This window comes from Clostridium grantii DSM 8605 (assembly GCF_900129965.1).
Classification (GTDB): domain Bacteria; phylum Bacillota; class Clostridia; order Clostridiales; family Clostridiaceae; genus Clostridium_AF; species Clostridium_AF grantii.
In genome coordinates this window covers 318,498-335,126 of record NZ_FQXM01000003.1, presented here as the reverse complement: position 1 = coordinate 335,126, position 16,629 = coordinate 318,498, and the positions used below count along the sequence as shown (strand labels likewise).

Sequence of the window (16,629 nt, the reverse complement as noted above, 5' to 3'; positions counted from 1 at the left end):
AGTTTTGATAAGATTCATGAGAAACATATTTAGGTTTCATTTGTAACACCCCAATCACAGTTAGTAAAGGAAATAATCCCTTCAATGCGATTATTGGGTTGATTTTCAAAAGTCAAGTGTTTTTTTGAGTTTTAATAATATTTTTTAGAAGTGAAATTTCCAATTTCACTTTAAGAAAATAAAAAACTTCCTACTAAAAGTAGGAGGATTACAACTAAAGTGTTTTGAGGAAACCCTTAAAACATAACACTCGGTTAATTCCGAGAGTCTATTAAAATATGAGGAGGAAATGATTTTGGATATTAAAATTTCTGAAAAAGTTATTAAGTATCTAGAAAAGAAAAATTCTAATGTTATAACAGTAAAATTATTAGAAAGTGGTATTTGCTGAGGAAGTGCAGCTATGCCTGACATAGCTATTACTGAGCCGGTGGCTCAGGAAAAATTTATGTATAATTATTACTTAGTTGATGGAATCCACATATATATTAGAAAAATATTCTCTTTAAAGGAAACTATATCATTTTCATTATCATCTCTAGTATTTTTAAAAGAAATAACGGTTCATGGAATCAAAATACTTTAAAAAGCTGTTTTTTGAAAATTCCATTATCATAAAATACTTTATTTATGGTATAATAAAACTTATGAAAAATAAGGATTTAGTAGCAAAATTAGATGTAATACATACATTGTATAGTTTATTATAATCTATCAATAGTAATGGGTAGGAGGAATAATTATGAAAATAAATGATAATATCATAGAAGAAGTTAAGTCATCCAATTTCGTAGAAAATATTATTGAAGAATATTTAGAAGCAAATCCAGGTGAAAAAGTACATACTCGTTTTCCACCTGAACCAAACGGATATTTACACATAGGCCACGCAAAATCTATTTGTTTGAATTTTGGGGCTGCAGAAAAATATAAAGGCATGTGTAATTTAAGATTCGATGATACCAATCCTACTAAAGAAGATGTGGAATATGTAGATTCTATAAAAACAGATGTTAAATGGTTGGGGTTTGACTGGGAAGATAGAATGTACTATGCATCAAATTATTTTGAAAAAATATATGATAGTGCAGTTCAACTTATAAAAAAAGGCAAGGCTTATATTTGTGACTTGACAGCAGAAGAAATAAGAGAATATAGAGGAACATTGACTATACCAGGTAAAGAAAGTCCTTTTAGAAATAGAAGTATAGAAGAAAATTTAGAACTATTTCAAAAAATGAGAAATGGTGAATTTGAAGATGGTTCAAAAGTACTTAGAGCTAAAATCGATATGGCTTCTCCAAATATGAATATGAGAGATCCAGTATTATATAGAATCGCTCATGCTCATCATCATAAAACAGGAGATGAATGGTGTATTTATCCAATGTACGATTTTGCACATCCTTTATCAGATGCATTTGAAGGGATAACTCACTCTGTTTGTACCTTAGAATTTGAAGATCATAGACCATTATATGATTGGGCCTTGGAAGAGCTTGGATTTGAAAATCCACCTCATCAATATGAGTTTGCAAGATTAAATCTTACTAATACTATAATGAGTAAAAGACATTTAAAAAAATTGGTGGATGATGGCATTGTAACAGGTTGGGATGATGCAAGAATGCCAACTATATCAGGCTTAAGAAGAAGAGGCTTTACACCAGAATCTATTAGAGATTTCTGTGAAAGAATTGGAGTGGCAAAAGCAAATAGTTTAGTAGATGTTGCTTTGCTAGAACATTGTATAAGAGAGGATTTAAAAGAAAAAGTTCCTAGAGTTATGGCTGTTCTTCGTCCTATAAAAGTTATTATAACAAATTATCCAGAAGGAAAAGAAGAATTATTAACAATAGAAAATAATTCTGAGAATCTAGATATGGGGTATAGAGAAGTGCCTTTTTCAAGAGAACTTTATATTGAAGAAGAGGATTTCATGGAAAATCCACCTAAAAAATACTTTAGATTGACTCCGGGTAAAGAAGTGAGATTAAAAGGTGCTTACTTTATTCAATGTAATGATGTCATAAAAGACGAAAATGGTAAAATAGTTGAAATTCACTGTACTTATGACCCAGAAACTAAAAGTGGAACAGGATTTACAGGGCGTAAAGTAAAAGGAACTATTCACTGGGTATCAGCAGCAAATGCAATGAATGCCGAAGTTAGACTTTATGATCATTTAATGATTGAAGATGAAAATCAAGAAGGTGAAATGATTTTAAATCCTAATACTATAGAAGTTTTACCAAATGTAAAAATCGAGCCAATTAAAGATGAGCTTTTAGTAGGAACAAAATTTCAATTTTTAAGAACTGGATTCTTTTCAGTAGATGATGATTCTACTTTAGATAAACCTGTTATTAATAGAATTGTGTCTCTTAGAAGTTCCTTTAAAATCAAGTAAAAAATAAAATGTTGAATATAAAAGCTGCTACTATTTTTAGATAGCAGTTTTTGTTTTTTTAGGGAATTTTAAAAATAAATTAAATAAATATCTAAAAAAAATTGAATTGTACCACCTTAATTTGGTATAATATAAGTACAATATAAAAATAAATATTATAAGATAATAAGTATAGATTACTTCACTTAATACTAAAAAACATTTATAGTTTCAATATAATTTAAATGATGATTTCTAAATATGGAATAGTTATCAATTAATATTAATATGAATATCAATATATAATAAAGTTAGTTTTATTAATTTTGCATTTAATGCTTTAAACATAAAGTAATATGAAATTAATATAAATAGGAGCTGATACTATGTATGTAAAGAATGAAATGACTAAAGATGTTTTAACAGTAACAACGGACACTCCAATACTAAAAACTCTTGAGCTATTTAAAAAAGCTGGATATTCACAAATACCAGTTATCGATGGTGAAAATAAAGTTGTTGGATTAATTACAGAGAGAATTCTTAGAGATGTAACTCCTTCTAAAGCTACAAGCTTGAGCATATTTGAGATAAACTACCTTCTTCAAAAAACTTTGTCTGGGGATGTTATGCAGAAACATGTAGTAACAGCTAGAGAAAATATTTTATTGGAAGAAGCTGCAAAAGTATTAAGGGATAATGATATTGGATCTTTGCCAATTGTAGATGAAGAAAACAAATTAGTAGGTATGATAACAAGAACAGATATTACCAATGCTTTTATTAGATTAATGGGATTTGATAAATCAGGTACAAGGATTTCTGTAGAAGCAGAAGATCACCCAGGTGCACTTCATGATATTACAGGTATTATTAAAGACTTAGGGTTAGATATCAATAGTATTAGTACCTATGAAATTGATAATACAAAATATGAAGTTATATTTAGAATAAAGAGTTATGAAATAGAAGGGCTTGTAGAAAAATTAGATAAAATGGGATATAAAGTTTTAGATGTGATGAAACATTAATAAAAGCAGCCTATGGCTGCTTTTAAATTTTCTTCTCATTTATTTTATTAGTTTGATCACATTTTAAAGCATTCTCAATATAGGTTCCAATTTGATGACCTTTTATATAAGAGTTTAACTGTTTATCAGGAATACTAGCTTTGTTCTCCTCGGAATTTAGTAAACAGTCTATTATACCTTTTTTAGCAGAAGGTACATCACCTACATGAATTTCTTTTAAATTCTCAAATTTAAAGTTAAAATTGTTTTTATCCATAAAAAAACCTCCTTTTTAATCTAGTATTATTTTGTCCAAAATGTATTTTTCAATTCAGATTTAGATTTTTGAACAAAAATAATACCAGTCGGGAAACTGGTATTATTTAAAACTAGTAAGGAGTTTAAAAAATATTAAAGTTCGGGGAACATGAGTTAAAAACTCATTAAAGTGGATTTATAAATATTATGCTAAGGGCTTAGTTAATAATTGTTTACGTTTACTTAACTATATTTATATTATAATAGAAAAATAATACAATGTAAAGGTTTTTTTGGAAAAAAATTAGAGAAATTTTTATAAGCTTAAAGAAAATAAAAATGAATTCTTTTGGGTTTCTAAAACATATTTCAAGTGCTTTTTCTCTTCATTTATTATTAATTCAATTTCTTCTTTAGGAATATCAGGTAGTAATTTTTGAATTTGAGTATAAAAAAGGATACTATCTTTTTCAATTTTTTCTGCTACATTTAAAGCATCACTTTTCTTATATCTATCTCTAACTAGTTCATTAACAAATATATTAGAACTTAATAATAAATCAGTATATTCCGCTTCTTCGTATGGAATTTCAACAAAAGTGTTTTCAGATAAAGAATTAAGAATAGAAGAATACATATCTTTATGTCTAATTTCATCTTGAGACATTTTGAGAAAAAGGTTTTTGGCAGCAGGATCTTTTACTTGCTGAGCGAATATACTATACATTTCAGATACATGTTGCTCAGTTTTGATAACTGCTTTTAATACTTTTGAACAATCATAACTTATCATAGAAAAACCTCCCAATAATTAGTATAAAATTATTATAACATAAAGTAATTTCATAATAAATATTATTATTTAATTTTGATTCACCACTAAAGTATTTAACTCAGAGCTATTATAGATCATGTTAAAGCAATAATTTATAATGTCACTTCTTGTAATGATACCAATAAAGATTTGGTTATCATCAACAACAGGAACAAAGTTTTGAGACTTTGCCAGGTCTATTAAACCCTCTATATCTGAATTGATCTTAACAGGTTCGATTTTTGTGCTTAAAGGTATATCTTTTACAAGTATTTTTTCTACATTCCTAAAACTAAAATCTTCGGAATTTTTAACTTTCCATAACAAGTCTCCTTCAGTAAGAGTGCCCACATAATGTCCTTTGGAATCAATTAAAGGTATAGCTGTATAGCTATGATATTCCATTCTCTCAAGAGCCTGTCTCATTGTAGCAGTATGTTTTTCGTAAATTACCTCACTTTTTGGAGTTAAAAAAAATGCTATATTCATTTATTCACCCATCCTTATTATTTTTCAATAGTTGAACAATTGTATTCATTTAATTATAACATTTTTTTGCTGAAATATCTTTAGTAAAAATAAACAATGTATTAAATATTGTTAAAATTTTAGTAAATTCTAAATTATTTAATTATTATAGTAATTTCTATATACAAATGATAAAATATAAAAAGGTGAAATAAGATAAACTAAAGATTTTAAATGTGAAAAGGAGATTAAAAATGGAGTATAAATTAAAAAAAGAACTTTTTTCAATAGAATCCCTGTATGAGGTAAATAGTGAGGATAATACAAAATATACAGTAAAGGCTATTAATGATGAAAACATAAAAGAAATTCGTATTTCTAGTGTTGAATCTGGGGAAGTAGCTAGAATAAATGAACTTGATGGATTATTTAAAATTTATCTTTATGGAAGAATGGTTTTGAAAATCAATGTTGAGATTAGTGAAGAAAAAAGAATAAACTTAAGAAGTATTTATGGTGAGGAATATGAAGTTGTTGCGCATAAAGGAACTATTGAAAATAGTAGTTTTATTATAAGAAAAAATGGATTAAGAATAGCAAAAGCTTTTAGAAATAGTTTAGAACCTATGAAAGATTATCATATAGATATAATAGATGCAGAGAACCAAGTATTTGTTTTAGCAATTGCAATGGTAGTATCTGAGTGTTATAAATAAAAAGTATTCAACTGAATACTTTTTTGTTATATTTCTTACTATAAAATATAAAAAAATATAGATTTATGTCGATAATCATCAAGAGAGAGATATATCATCAAATAAGCAGTTTAAATAATAGCATAATAAAAAAAATAAAAGTGGTGATAAAATGGACTATAATTTTCTGGAAATATTAGAAACAGAAACGATTAAAAGATTATTGGCAAGCTTGAAAACTTATACAAATATACCTTTAACAATTATAGATGCTAGAGGGAATTTTATATTTGAAACAGGTTGTAGTAAAATTTGCGAAAAATTTTATAAGAATAATGAAGTAACTAGTAATATGTGTATTGAGAGTTATAGTGATTGTTTAAGAAATAGTAATGACAAAAACTATCTAATAACTAAATGTAGAAACGGGCTTAATCAAATAATTATTCCCATTGTTGAAAACAATAAACGTGTAGGTACGGTAATACTTGAACAATTTTTAATTGATGAAAATCAATCAAGTGATATTTTAATAAAAGCAGATGAACATGGATTTTTAATAAAGGAATTTAAAGATGCTTTGAAGGAAGTTCCTTTGTATAAAGAAGAAGAAATTTTTAGTTTGGTTGAACTTATAATAGACATAAAAAATGTTTTAATTGATTTTATCAAAGAAAAACAAAACTCAGAAAATTCATATAAGGAATTAAAATTAAAAAATTATTTGCTTGATAGAGTTGAAAAAACACAAAAACTGCTTTTAGATACTTCGCATGCGGGATTATATGACTTAAATATAGTTACTGGAGAATTGTTTTTATCCTCTACTTGGAAAGAAATATTAGGATATAATAAAGAGTATCACCTCAATCATATAGATGATTGGTTAGAGATGATTCATCCTAATAAAAGACAAGTCATAAAAACAACCATAGATAATAATTTTAAAAGTTGTAAAGAAAATTATTATTCAGAATATATGATAAAAAATAGTAGAGAACAGTTTATTTGGATTAAAGATAAAGGCATTATAGTTAGAGACGACAATGAATTTGCAATTAGAGCCGTGGGTTCTATTATGGATATAACTGAAAATAAAATGTTTGAAAAAGCCTTATATGATGCATCATTTTTCGATTATTTAACTGCACTTCCCAACATAAGTTATTTTAAAAGAACATTAGAACAAAGTTTTGAAAAATTAATAAGCGGGGTTGTATATTATATTGATTTAGATGATTTTAAAAAGGTAAATGATTTAGTAGGACATAAGCTAGGTGACGAATTATTAATATTAGTTAGTGAAAAACTAAAAAGTATTTTTAATAGTTATGATTTTATATGCAGATTTGGGGGAGATGAATTCCTTGTACTACAAGAAAATGTAACAGATAAAAATATGGTGGAAAAAACAGCAGATAAAATTAAAAAAGCATTCAAAGAAAGTATTGAATTAAATGGATTAAAATTTCATGTAACAGCAAGTATAGGGATAACTTTTTTTCCGGAGCAATCATTGGATGTGAATGAGGTTTTAAAAAATGCAGATACAGCGGTTAATAAAGCAAAAAGAAAAGGTAAAAATAATTATGAATTTTATGAAAGTGAAATGTTTAGTGAAATTTTAAACAGAAGCGAAATAGAAAAATATTTAAGAGAAGCATTACATAGAAATGAATTTAATTTAAATTATCAACCTATAGTGGATGTTAAAACTGGTGAAATTAGAAGTTTTGAAGCTTTAATAAGATGGACAAATCCAAAGTTAGGATTTGTTTCTCCTAGTGAATTTATACCTATTGCGGAAGAAACAGGATTAATTATTGATATTGGAAATTGGGTTATGGAAAAAGTATGTTACCAAATAAAAGAATGGGAAAAACAAGGATACGAATTTGAATATGTATCAATTAATGTATCAGAACTTCAATTTCAGCAAGATGATTTTGTTAATATAGTAAGAAAAACTATTGAAAATAATTCAATAGATGCTAAACATTTAGCCCTGGAAATAACAGAAAGTATGATGATTAAGTCTATGGAAAAAAATATTGAGTTATTAAAAGAACTTAATTTTTGGGGAATTAGAACAATGTTAGATGATTTTGGTACAGGTTATTCCTCTTTGAATTATTTGATGAAAATACCTATTAATACTTTGAAAATAGATAAATCATTTATAGACAACATATGTGGCAATTTAAAGCAAGAAGCTATTACAGAAGGAATAATACTATTAGCTCATAAAATAGATCTTGAAGTTATAGCAGAAGGTGTTGAGGAAGAAGACCAAAAAAATATTTTGTTGCAGAAGAAATGCGATAAAATTCAAGGATATTTATATAGTAAACCTGTTTCTGGAGAAGTAGCAGATAATATGTTAAAAGCTAAAAGAGTTATTTGAAAATTAGTTCCCAATTAAGGGAACTTTTTTTCTTATAAACTTGAAAAATATTGAAATATATAATAAGCTTAAGTAGGACAACAATATTGTGTGGAGGGATAATTTTGGATAATTTGAAAGAAAGAAGAGAAAAAAGATTAAAAGAAAAGAAGAAAAAAAGAAAATATTTTTTTGGTATTCTTTTTATTATTGTTGCTTCTATTATGCTATTTAGTATGAAACACTGGTTTTATGGAAATAAAACTGAAGTACCAGTTGTAGCAGAAGTAGAGGCAGAAGTGAAAGAAAACAATTCAGATATTAATGGAACCTCTACACCTAAGCCAGATTCAGAACCAGAAGTAAAGCCAGAACCAATTAAAATAGCTATTACAATTTCTGCAGCAGGAGATTGTACCCTTGGATCAGATATAGATTATATTAGTGGTGGAAGTTTCATGAATGAATTTAAAAAACAAAATAATTATGCTTACTTTTTTGAAAATGTAAAATATATATTTGAAAAGGATGATTTGACTATTGTAAACCTAGAAACTACTCTTACAGAGGCTACTGCAAGAGCAGATAAAAAGTACAAGTTTAAAGGAAGTCCAGAATTTACAAATATATTAACTGAAGGAAGTGTGGAGGCAGTAAATATAGCCAATAATCATTCACATGATTATCTTCAAAAAGGATATGAAGATACTATTAGTAATTTAGAAAAAGCTAATTTGACTTACTTTGGCTATGATAACAAAAGTATACAGGATGTAAATGGAATTATGGTAGGGATGCTTGGCTATGAGGGGTGGAGTGATACTCAAGCTTTAAGAGATGAAATATTTAATAGTATAAATGAATTAAAAGATAATGGAGCTCAACTTGTAATAGTTAGTTTTCATTGGGGCATAGAAAGAGATAATTATCCTAATTCTACTCAAAAAAGTTTAGCACATTATGCAGTTGATGCAGGTGCAGATTTGATACTTGGACATCATCCTCATGTTGTACAAGGTATAGAAGAGTATAATGGTAAAAATATAGTATATAGTTTAAGTAATTTCTGTTTTGGTGGTAATAAAAATCCATCTGACAAAGATACATTTATTTTTCAACAGACATTTAATTTTACAGATGGTGTAAAAATAGAAGATAACCAAAAGAACATAATACCTTGCAGTATATCTTCTGTAACGCATAGAAATGACTATAAACCTACTGTTAGTGAAGGCTCAGAGAAAGAAAGAATTTTAAATAGAATAAATAAATACTCAATTTTTTAATATATTTTTATTGAATTATTATAGATTTTATGTTATTTTATAATAGCTGTATGAATAAACTTTAATAAAATCAAATAAGACAGTTCGTAAGCCTCCTGTCCCAAAACAAAACTAAGGCATCAAAACTTAATCACATTATGAATTTTTATGTGGCTGCTTTTGTTGCAGCCGCATTTTTTGCGTCCAAAAATATTTATAAGATTATTTAAAAGAAAGGAGCGAGAGTTTGGAATTAGAAAGATATAGCATTATAAACAATAAAAATAGTAGAGAAATAGTACTACTTAAAGCTTTTCCCTGTGAATGGGGGAGATGTAGCTTTTGTGATTATATAGAGGATAATTCTACTAAGGAAAAAGAAATGGTGGATTTAAATAAAAAAGTTTTGAGCCAAGTTACTGGAAAGTACAAAGTTTTGGAAGTTATTAATTCAGGAAGTTGCTTTGAATTGCCAAAAGAAACGTTAAGGGATATAAAGCAAGTAATTAAAGAAAAAGCTATAGATAAGCTGTATTTTGAAAGTCATTGGATGTATAGAAATAGATTAAAAGAAATGGAAGAATATTTTGGTATACCAATAATATTTAAATGTGGAATCGAAACCTTTGATAATAATTTTAGAAATAAGATTCTGAAAAAAGGTATAATATTTCAAAATCCGGAAGACGTAGCAAGATATTTTAAATCAATTTGTTTAATGGTGGGAATATATGGACAAACAAAGGAAAGTATAGATAAGGATATTGAATATTTATTGAAATACTTTGAAAAAGGCTGTATCAATATGTATATTGAAAATTCTACATCTTTAAAAAGAGATGAAAACCTAATTAAATGGTTTTGTGAAAAGTATGCTTATCTTGAGAGCAATGACAATATAGAAATTCTATGGAATAACACTGATTTCGGTGTGGGAGGAGAAGCAAATGTTTAGTAATATAGATGCAGTAACGGCTATAGTGTGCATAATTTTAGCAATAATAGTTTTTGGAATTTCATTAATATGGGTAGGTAAAAAGACAGACAGCAAAAATCCTAGAATAAAGACAAGAAAAATAGCTTATATAGGAATGGTGGCAGCACTATATGCTGTAATGACTTGGGCTATTGCACCTATGAGCTATGGACCAATTCAATTGAGACTTTCAGAAATACTTGTTTTATTAGCATTTATAGATGATACTTATGTCCCAGGATTATTTTTAGGATGCATTGTAGCTAATATCGCAAGTCCCTATGGAGTTGTAGATGTAATAGTTGGAAGTTCTGCAACTTTGTTAAGTGTTTACTTGATTAATAAATCTAAAAATTTATTTGTGGCATCTTTATGGCCTACAATAAATTGTGTGTTTATAGGAGCAGAAATTTTCTTTTTATACCATGCTCCATTTTGGGCAACCTCAGCAACTATAGCTTTAGGAGAATTAATAGTTGTAACAGGTATTGGTTATCCATTATTTAAGTATGTTATATTTAAGAATGAAAGATTGGTTGAACTATTAAAGATTAGTGAATAAAATAAAAGAATATTTTAAAATATATGAAAAAAAGCGGTACTATGCCGCTTTTTTTGCTTTTGTAATCAATTCTGCTGCATAACCCATGGGGCAAACCTGACACCAACTTCTTGGTTTAAATATTACACCCATTATAATTCCTAAAGCGAAAGAAGCAGTCATAAATCTAAATAAAGCAAAACCAATTCTGTATATATTAGGGCCAGCATGGTACATTGAAAAACTAAATAATATGATCATTATAGTTATTAATACCTTTTTACCATGTTTTCTAAAGGGAGTGGGTAAAGTATTATTAAAGCTAATTTCTTTTAAGAATTTTTGTAGTATAGAGCCTCTAGGACAATAATGAGAGCAATGAATTTTTCCTCTTCCTTTTATAGCATGATACATTGGCATAGTCATGCATATGAATCCTAATATTCCAAATCTAATATCCAATATTGAAAGTAAAATAAATAAAACCATAAAAATCCATGACCAACTTTGATGTGATTTTCTTTTTTTCATAAATACCTCCTAGGTGTATAATTAATTCTTTATCATTATACCTATAGGGGGTATGGTTGTCAATACAGAATTGAGAAAAATTGCGAACTAACTGGTAGGGGGCGGTTTCCACGCCGCCCCGCTATGCCTATAAATTACATATATAATATTGATAAAAAATACAAAATACAGAAAGTAGTATAATATTTTCATTACGATTTTACTGTAATTGTAATTTTATTAGGAAACAGCAGGCGGGCATGGAAACCCGCCCCTACAAATACTTACTTCGCCTTCTAACCTTATGGTGTTAATAATATATTTATGTGGTATAATTTTGAAAGAAGTAAAATAGCATAGAAAATGAGGATTTTAAATGGATAGTAAAAAGTTTTTAACTAAAAAATCAAATGTAATAATTTTAGCAATTTTTTGTTCGATTTTATGGGGAAGCGCTTTTCCTACTTTAAAAGTAAGTTATATCGAATTGAGTATGAATAGTGCAGATATGATTGGAAAAATAGTTTTAGCAGGAATGAGATTTTTTATTGCTGCAATAATGATTTTTTTATTTTTAATATTTGTATTAAAGAAATCTATAAAAATAAGTAAAAGTGATATTATTAAACTTTTAATTTTAGGACTTATTCAAACTACTTTTCAATATTTTTTCTTTTATACTGGAGTTTCTAATACAACGGGTTCTAAATCTTCTATATTAACATCAGTGGGATCTTTTATAGTTGTTATAATTGCACATTTTTATTACAAAGATGATAGAATCAATAAAGAAAAATCTATAGGATTAATATTGGGCTTTATAGGTATAGTAATTATAAATTTAGGAAATGGTTTTAATGTGGACTTTAATTTTTATGGAGAAGGATTTATCATTATTTCTACTACATTAGGATCTGTAGGAACAATAATGGCTAAAGAGTTATCAAAAACAATTAATCCTTTTGTAATAACAGCTTGGCAAATGCTATTAGGGGCAACTATACTTTTAATATTTGGACTTCCTCAATTGTCGCCAGAGGCTATAACTTTTACTTTAAAAGGATGGATTTTATTAATTTATGCTGCTATTTTATCAGCTACTGCTTTTTCTTTATGGTACTCCCTTTTAAAATACAATAAAGCGGGAGAGATAAGTATATATAAATTTGTTATACCAGTTTCAGGATCTATTTTGTCTATTATGTTTTTAGAAGGAGAAGTTTTTACAATAAATACTTTTATTGCTTTGATTCTTGTTTCATTAGGTATAATGGCAATTAACTATAAAAAAAGTTAAAAAAGAGGCGAGAGTAAGTGTGTTTTTTAAATGTTAAACAAAAAATATATGTTGGAATATTAATGGTAATCTATATAATATTTTTATTAGGTGATTTTTGGAATATTTTTAATACAAATAACTTTAAATTTATAAGTATAATATTATGTTTTTTTATGACTTTTAATTATAAAGAATATATAAGTAAAAAAGATATTCTTTTATTGAGAGTAGCAAAATTTCTTACAATTATTACAGATTATTTACTTTTATTCACTAATTATTTTTTCTATGGAGTATGTATATTCTCTATTATACAAATTATATATATTTACAGGCATAATGGTACAAAAAATAAAAGTAAAGGTGATTATATATTAAAGTCTTTATTAGTAGTAATAATTAGTATATCTATTTTAAATTTCTTGGGATTTTTCAAGAACGAAAATATGTTGATTATCACAAGTATATATTCAATTTTAATAATTGGTGGAACAATTATTGCATATTTAGCACCAGCTTATTATAAAGAAAATTATATAAATAGAAAATTGGTTTTTTATGGTATGTTTTTGTTTTTATTATGTGACATAAACGTTGGAGTAAGTAATTTATCAAATTTTGGATTGTTTAGTGAAATATCAAATAATATAAAAAATTATTCCTTTGATTTGATTTGGTTATTTTATCTTCCTTCACAAATAATACTATCTATGAGTGGAAGAAAATATTAGTATGATTTTATAATAAAATAATTTATAAATTTCAGTAGTTATATTTAATGATACAAAGAACTAATCTTTATGATAAAATAGATAACTATAAGGGGGTTTTAAATATGATAGAGATGCTTAAATTAATGAGCAGTATATTAAATGAAATCCATGATATTTTGATAAGAATTTTTAAACAATTAGGGTTTAGTTTTAATGATAAAGAGCTACATTTCATTATTATAGGAATTATTGGAATGGTATTATATTTAATTGTAAACGCAGCTTTTAAAAAAATAGTTAAATTAAGTGTAGAAGTAATATCCTTTATTTACACAGCAACAGTATTACTGGTTTTAGTTTTTGCAATAGAAATTGCTCAAAAGATAACTGGTGGCGGAGTTATGGAATTTGAAGATGTTGTGGCAGGGGTATGGGGTTTTATTTATATTTTTGCAGTGTATTTAGCTATTCGAATGGGAAAATATTTAACTATAAAAGGATACAAATATTTAATTAGAAAAAAAGATGTTAAAGTTAATAATGAAAACAAATAGTTTAAAGACACCTGGAGGGAAAAATGAAATTCAAAGGCGAAAAACATGAGAATTTTTATGGGAAATTACTATTAATAGCAGTACCGATAGTTATTCAAAATTTTATTTCTTCATCATTGAATATGGTGGATACTGTTATGATTGGTAAACTAGGGGATGAAAGCATTGCAGCAGTTGGTTTAGGAAACAAGATTTTCTTTCTATTTATAGTAATTTTATTTGGAGTATACAGTGGAGCATCTATATTTACAGCTCAATACTGGGGAAAAAATGATATTAAGAATGTAAGAAGAGTTTTAGGGGTTAGTTTGGTTTCGGGTATTTTAATTGCTTTTGTTTTTACTTTGGCAATAATAATTTTCCCAAAAGGGATTTTAAAGATTTTTTCAAAGGATGTAAAAGTTATTGAGCTAGGTGCTCAGTATATTTCAATAGTAGGAATAAGTTATGTTTTCACAGCTGTTAGTTTTGCTTATGGTTTTTCGGCTAGAACAATTGGACAAGGGAAAATACCTATGGCTGTAAGTGCTATATCACTTGGAATAAATACTTTATTCAACTATATGCTTATATTTGGAAAGTTTGGAGCTATGCCATTGGGGGTTAAAGGTGCAGCTTATGCTACATTAATCGCTAGAATAATAGAATTTATATTAATTCTATTTATAGTGTACAATAGTAACATAGCTATTGCTGCAAAGTTATCAGAACTTATGGATTTTTCTAGAAATTTTGTGGTGAAAATATTTAAAACAGCACTTCCAGTAATATTAAATGAGTTTTTTTGGTCTTTAGGAATGACTACTTATGCAGTTTTTTATGCAAGAATGAGTACTGAGGCTATAGCATCTATACAAATTGGGGATACTATAGTGGGATTATTTTTTATCTTATCTATTGGTTTAGGTAATTCCTGTGCAGTTATGTTAGGAAATGAAATTGGAGCTAATAATTACGAAAAAGCCATTAAATATTCTAAGAAATTTTTCCAAGTTGGAATTGTTTTCTCAGTTATATTAACTTTTGTTTTGTTTGTATCAGCACCAGTGATAGTGTCATTTTTCAACGTAAGTGATGGGGTGGCAAATAATACTATATTAATATTAAAAATCATTTCATTGTTTTTAATTGTAAAAACTTGCAATATGATTATAATTGTAGGAATATTGCGAAGTGGTGGAGATACAAAATATGCAATGGTAATAGAAATGGGCTCAGTATGGCTTATTGGAGTGCCATTGGTATGGCTTGGAACTACATATTGGCATTTACCTATATATATAATTGTTTTTCTTGCAAATATAGAGGAAGTAATAAAATTAGCAGTTGGTATTCCAAGGGTTTTATCAAAGAAATGGGTAAAAAATTTAGTTAATCATAGTTAAATTGAAGGGAGATACAATAATGGAAACAAATAAAGAAATAGAGTTAGCAAAAGACCTCATAAATTTTATAGAAGAAAGTCCTACTGCTTTTCATGCAGTAAGTGAGGCAAAAAAACTATTAGAGGCTAATGGTTTTAAAGAATTAAAAGAGGAAGAACAATGGGTAATAAAAGAAAATTCTAAATACTTTACTATAAAAAATAATTCAGCTATGATCGCTTTTGAAATAGGAAATGGCAAAATCAGAAAAAAAGGATTTAAAATAGTAGGTGCGCATACAGATACTCCTTGTTTTAGAATAAAGCCAAATGCAGAAATCATTAAGGAAAATAGCTATTTGAAATTAAACACAGAAGTATATGGTGGGCCTATTCTTAACACTTGGTTTGATAGAACATTATCTTTAGCAGGAAGAGTTATCTTAAAAGGTGAAAATATTATGGAGCCAAAGATAAGTTTTATAAATATAAAAAGACCTCTTATGGTAATACCTAATTTAGCTATTCATATGAATAGAGAAGTTAATAAAGGAATAGAAATTAATCCTCAAAACGATACTTTGCCTTTATTAACAATGGTGAATGAAGAACTAGAAAAAGAAAATGTTCTTTTAAGACTTATAGCACACGAATTAAAGGTAGATTATAAAGAAATTTTAGATTTTGATATATTCTTATATGAATATGAAAAAGGAAGTATAATAGGATTGCAAAATGAATTTATTTCTTCATCAAGACTAGATGATTTGGAGGCAGTTCATGCAGGTTTGAAAGCTTTACTAGAATCGGGAGTTAATGAAGGTGTTAATGTATTAGCACTTTTTGATAATGAAGAAATAGGAAGTGCTACAAAGCAAGGTGCAGACTCAAATTTATTATCAAATACTCTTGAAAGAATTGTATATTCATTAGGTGGAAATAGAGCAGAATTTTTTAGAGCTTTAGCAAATTCTTTTATGATATCAGCGGATGGAGCTCATGCGGTTCATCCTAATAATGTGGATAAAAGTGATCCAACCAGTAGGCCTATTATAAACAAAGGACCAGCTTTAAAAGTAAGCGCAAATCAAAAATATACTTCAGATAGTTATTCATCATCAATATTAATACAGATTTGTGAGAAAGCTGAAATTCCTATGCAAAAATTTGTGAATAGATCAGATGAAAGAGGGGGCTCAACAATTGGACCAATAAGCTCAACACATTTAAACTTAAATGCAGTTGATATAGGAATACCAATGTTAGCCATGCACTCTATAAGAGAAATGGTTGGAGTTAAAGATCATTATTATATGTATAATTTATTGAAAGAATTTTATAGTTTATAATTCAAAAATAAAAAAGGTATGTCATCTATTGATGACATACCTTTTTTATTGATTAATAAGGT

17 protein-coding genes are annotated in these 16,629 nt (G+C 27.2%); 13 read left to right on the top strand and 4 right to left on the bottom strand.

Translation table 11 applies throughout. The annotated features are described in order from the left end of the window. Window positions 1-403: 403 nt before the first annotated feature. From BUB83_RS03535 to BUB83_RS03525, 3 genes are all read left to right on the top strand, one after another. The gene (locus BUB83_RS03535) at window positions 404-586 is read left to right on the top strand and encodes a hypothetical protein (RefSeq protein ID WP_073337059.1); all 183 of its coding nucleotides are present in this window, start codon (window positions 404-406) and stop codon (window positions 584-586) included. Window positions 587-742: 156 nt separating this feature from the next. Continuing rightward, window positions 743-2,410, top strand: coding sequence for a glutamine--tRNA ligase/YqeY domain fusion protein (locus tag BUB83_RS03530; protein ID WP_073337058.1), 1,668 nt, complete (start codon window positions 743-745; stop codon window positions 2,408-2,410). Between the two features lie 365 nt (window positions 2,411-2,775). Next, on the top strand, window positions 2,776-3,420 hold the full coding sequence (locus tag BUB83_RS03525) for a CBS and ACT domain-containing protein (RefSeq protein ID WP_073337057.1): 645 nt from the start codon (window positions 2,776-2,778) through the stop codon (window positions 3,418-3,420). Between the two features lie 22 nt (window positions 3,421-3,442). On the opposite strand, the gene BUB83_RS03520 is transcribed toward BUB83_RS03525, so the two are convergent. The 3 genes from BUB83_RS03520 to BUB83_RS03510 form a co-directional block, all read right to left on the bottom strand. Next, the gene (locus tag BUB83_RS03520; protein WP_073337056.1) at window positions 3,443-3,676 is read right to left on the bottom strand and encodes a hypothetical protein; all 234 of its coding nucleotides are present in this window, start codon (window positions 3,674-3,676) and stop codon (window positions 3,443-3,445) included. 297 nt (window positions 3,677-3,973) lie between these two features. Further along, a complete protein-coding gene (locus tag BUB83_RS03515) occupies window positions 3,974-4,450 on the bottom strand; it encodes a ferritin family protein (RefSeq protein ID WP_073337055.1) in 477 nt (158 codons plus the stop codon). 69 nt (window positions 4,451-4,519) lie between these two features. Next, the gene (locus BUB83_RS03510; protein ID WP_073337054.1) at window positions 4,520-4,960 is read right to left on the bottom strand and encodes a CBS domain-containing protein; all 441 of its coding nucleotides are present in this window, start codon (window positions 4,958-4,960) and stop codon (window positions 4,520-4,522) included. A 233-nt stretch (window positions 4,961-5,193) separates the two neighbouring features. Here BUB83_RS03510 and BUB83_RS03505 point away from each other — a divergent pair, with 233 nt between their 5' ends. From BUB83_RS03505 to BUB83_RS03480, 5 genes are all read left to right on the top strand, one after another. Beyond that, a complete protein-coding gene (locus tag BUB83_RS03505; protein ID WP_073337053.1) occupies window positions 5,194-5,655 on the top strand; it encodes an LURP-one-related/scramblase family protein in 462 nt (153 codons plus the stop codon). Window positions 5,656-5,806: 151 nt separating this feature from the next. Beyond that, window positions 5,807-8,038 carry an EAL domain-containing protein gene (locus BUB83_RS03495; protein WP_084133381.1) on the top strand — a complete coding sequence of 744 codons (2,232 nt, stop codon included), beginning with the start codon at window positions 5,807-5,809 and terminating at the stop codon, window positions 8,036-8,038. Window positions 8,039-8,142: 104 nt separating this feature from the next. Next, window positions 8,143-9,303 (top strand): CapA family protein, encoded by a 1,161-nt coding sequence (locus BUB83_RS03490; RefSeq protein ID WP_242950622.1) that lies wholly within the window; start codon window positions 8,143-8,145, stop codon window positions 9,301-9,303. A gap of 226 nt (window positions 9,304-9,529) precedes the next feature. Continuing rightward, window positions 9,530-10,237 carry a radical SAM protein gene (locus BUB83_RS03485; RefSeq protein WP_073337052.1) on the top strand — a complete coding sequence of 236 codons (708 nt, stop codon included), beginning with the start codon at window positions 9,530-9,532 and terminating at the stop codon, window positions 10,235-10,237. Continuing rightward, window positions 10,230-10,820: a QueT transporter family protein gene (locus tag BUB83_RS03480; protein ID WP_084133380.1), complete on the top strand. Its 591-nt coding sequence runs from the start codon at window positions 10,230-10,232 to the stop codon at window positions 10,818-10,820. The genes BUB83_RS03485 and BUB83_RS03480 overlap by 8 nt, the downstream gene beginning before the upstream one ends. Before the next feature lie 39 nt (window positions 10,821-10,859). Here BUB83_RS03480 and BUB83_RS03475 read toward each other — a convergent pair whose 3' ends face one another. Beyond that, window positions 10,860-11,330, bottom strand: coding sequence for a 4Fe-4S binding protein (locus BUB83_RS03475; RefSeq protein WP_073337051.1), 471 nt, complete (start codon window positions 11,328-11,330; stop codon window positions 10,860-10,862). Window positions 11,331-11,685: 355 nt separating this feature from the next. Here BUB83_RS03475 and BUB83_RS03470 point away from each other — a divergent pair, with 355 nt between their 5' ends. The 5 genes from BUB83_RS03470 (at window position 11,686) to BUB83_RS03450 (ending at window position 16,567) form a co-directional block, all read left to right on the top strand. Continuing rightward, window positions 11,686-12,606 (top strand): DMT family transporter, encoded by a 921-nt coding sequence (locus BUB83_RS03470; RefSeq protein WP_073337050.1) that lies wholly within the window; start codon window positions 11,686-11,688, stop codon window positions 12,604-12,606. A gap of 17 nt (window positions 12,607-12,623) precedes the next feature. Next, the gene (locus tag BUB83_RS03465; RefSeq protein ID WP_073337049.1) at window positions 12,624-13,319 is read left to right on the top strand and encodes a lysoplasmalogenase family protein; all 696 of its coding nucleotides are present in this window, start codon (window positions 12,624-12,626) and stop codon (window positions 13,317-13,319) included. Window positions 13,320-13,423: 104 nt separating this feature from the next. Then, complete coding sequence (locus BUB83_RS03460; protein WP_073337048.1) at window positions 13,424-13,855, top strand: hypothetical protein; 432 nt, start codon at window positions 13,424-13,426, stop codon at window positions 13,853-13,855. A 23-nt stretch (window positions 13,856-13,878) separates the two neighbouring features. Next, window positions 13,879-15,240, top strand: coding sequence for an MATE family efflux transporter (locus BUB83_RS03455; RefSeq protein ID WP_073337047.1), 1,362 nt, complete (start codon window positions 13,879-13,881; stop codon window positions 15,238-15,240). A gap of 19 nt (window positions 15,241-15,259) precedes the next feature. Beyond that, window positions 15,260-16,567, top strand: coding sequence for a M18 family aminopeptidase (locus BUB83_RS03450; RefSeq protein WP_073337046.1), 1,308 nt, complete (start codon window positions 15,260-15,262; stop codon window positions 16,565-16,567). The last annotated feature ends 62 nt before the right edge of the window (window positions 16,568-16,629 follow it).

Excerpts from the sequence above, each read along its gene's own strand:
- BUB83_RS03515 (WP_073337055.1), bottom strand. The coding sequence starts at position 4,450 with ATGATAAGTTATGATTGTTCAAAAGTATTAAAAGCAGTTATCAAAACT.
- BUB83_RS03525 (WP_073337057.1), top strand. The coding sequence starts at position 2,776 with ATGTATGTAAAGAATGAAATGACTAAAGATGTTTTAACAGTAACAACG.
- BUB83_RS03455 (WP_073337047.1), top strand. The coding sequence starts at position 13,879 with ATGAAATTCAAAGGCGAAAAACATGAGAATTTTTATGGGAAATTACTA.
- BUB83_RS03530 (WP_073337058.1), top strand. The coding sequence starts at position 743 with ATGAAAATAAATGATAATATCATAGAAGAAGTTAAGTCATCCAATTTC.
- BUB83_RS03450 (WP_073337046.1), top strand. The coding sequence starts at position 15,260 with ATGGAAACAAATAAAGAAATAGAGTTAGCAAAAGACCTCATAAATTTT.
- BUB83_RS03495 (WP_084133381.1), top strand. The coding sequence starts at position 5,807 with ATGGACTATAATTTTCTGGAAATATTAGAAACAGAAACGATTAAAAGA.
- BUB83_RS03470 (WP_073337050.1), top strand. The coding sequence starts at position 11,686 with ATGGATAGTAAAAAGTTTTTAACTAAAAAATCAAATGTAATAATTTTA.
- BUB83_RS03460 (WP_073337048.1), top strand. The coding sequence starts at position 13,424 with ATGATAGAGATGCTTAAATTAATGAGCAGTATATTAAATGAAATCCAT.
- BUB83_RS03505 (WP_073337053.1), top strand. The coding sequence starts at position 5,194 with ATGGAGTATAAATTAAAAAAAGAACTTTTTTCAATAGAATCCCTGTAT.
- BUB83_RS03535 (WP_073337059.1), top strand. The coding sequence starts at position 404 with ATGCCTGACATAGCTATTACTGAGCCGGTGGCTCAGGAAAAATTTATG.
- BUB83_RS03520 (WP_073337056.1), bottom strand. The coding sequence starts at position 3,676 with ATGGATAAAAACAATTTTAACTTTAAATTTGAGAATTTAAAAGAAATT.
- BUB83_RS03480 (WP_084133380.1), top strand. The coding sequence starts at position 10,230 with ATGTTTAGTAATATAGATGCAGTAACGGCTATAGTGTGCATAATTTTA.
- BUB83_RS03475 (WP_073337051.1), bottom strand. The coding sequence starts at position 11,330 with ATGAAAAAAAGAAAATCACATCAAAGTTGGTCATGGATTTTTATGGTT.
- BUB83_RS03510 (WP_073337054.1), bottom strand. The coding sequence starts at position 4,960 with ATGAATATAGCATTTTTTTTAACTCCAAAAAGTGAGGTAATTTACGAA.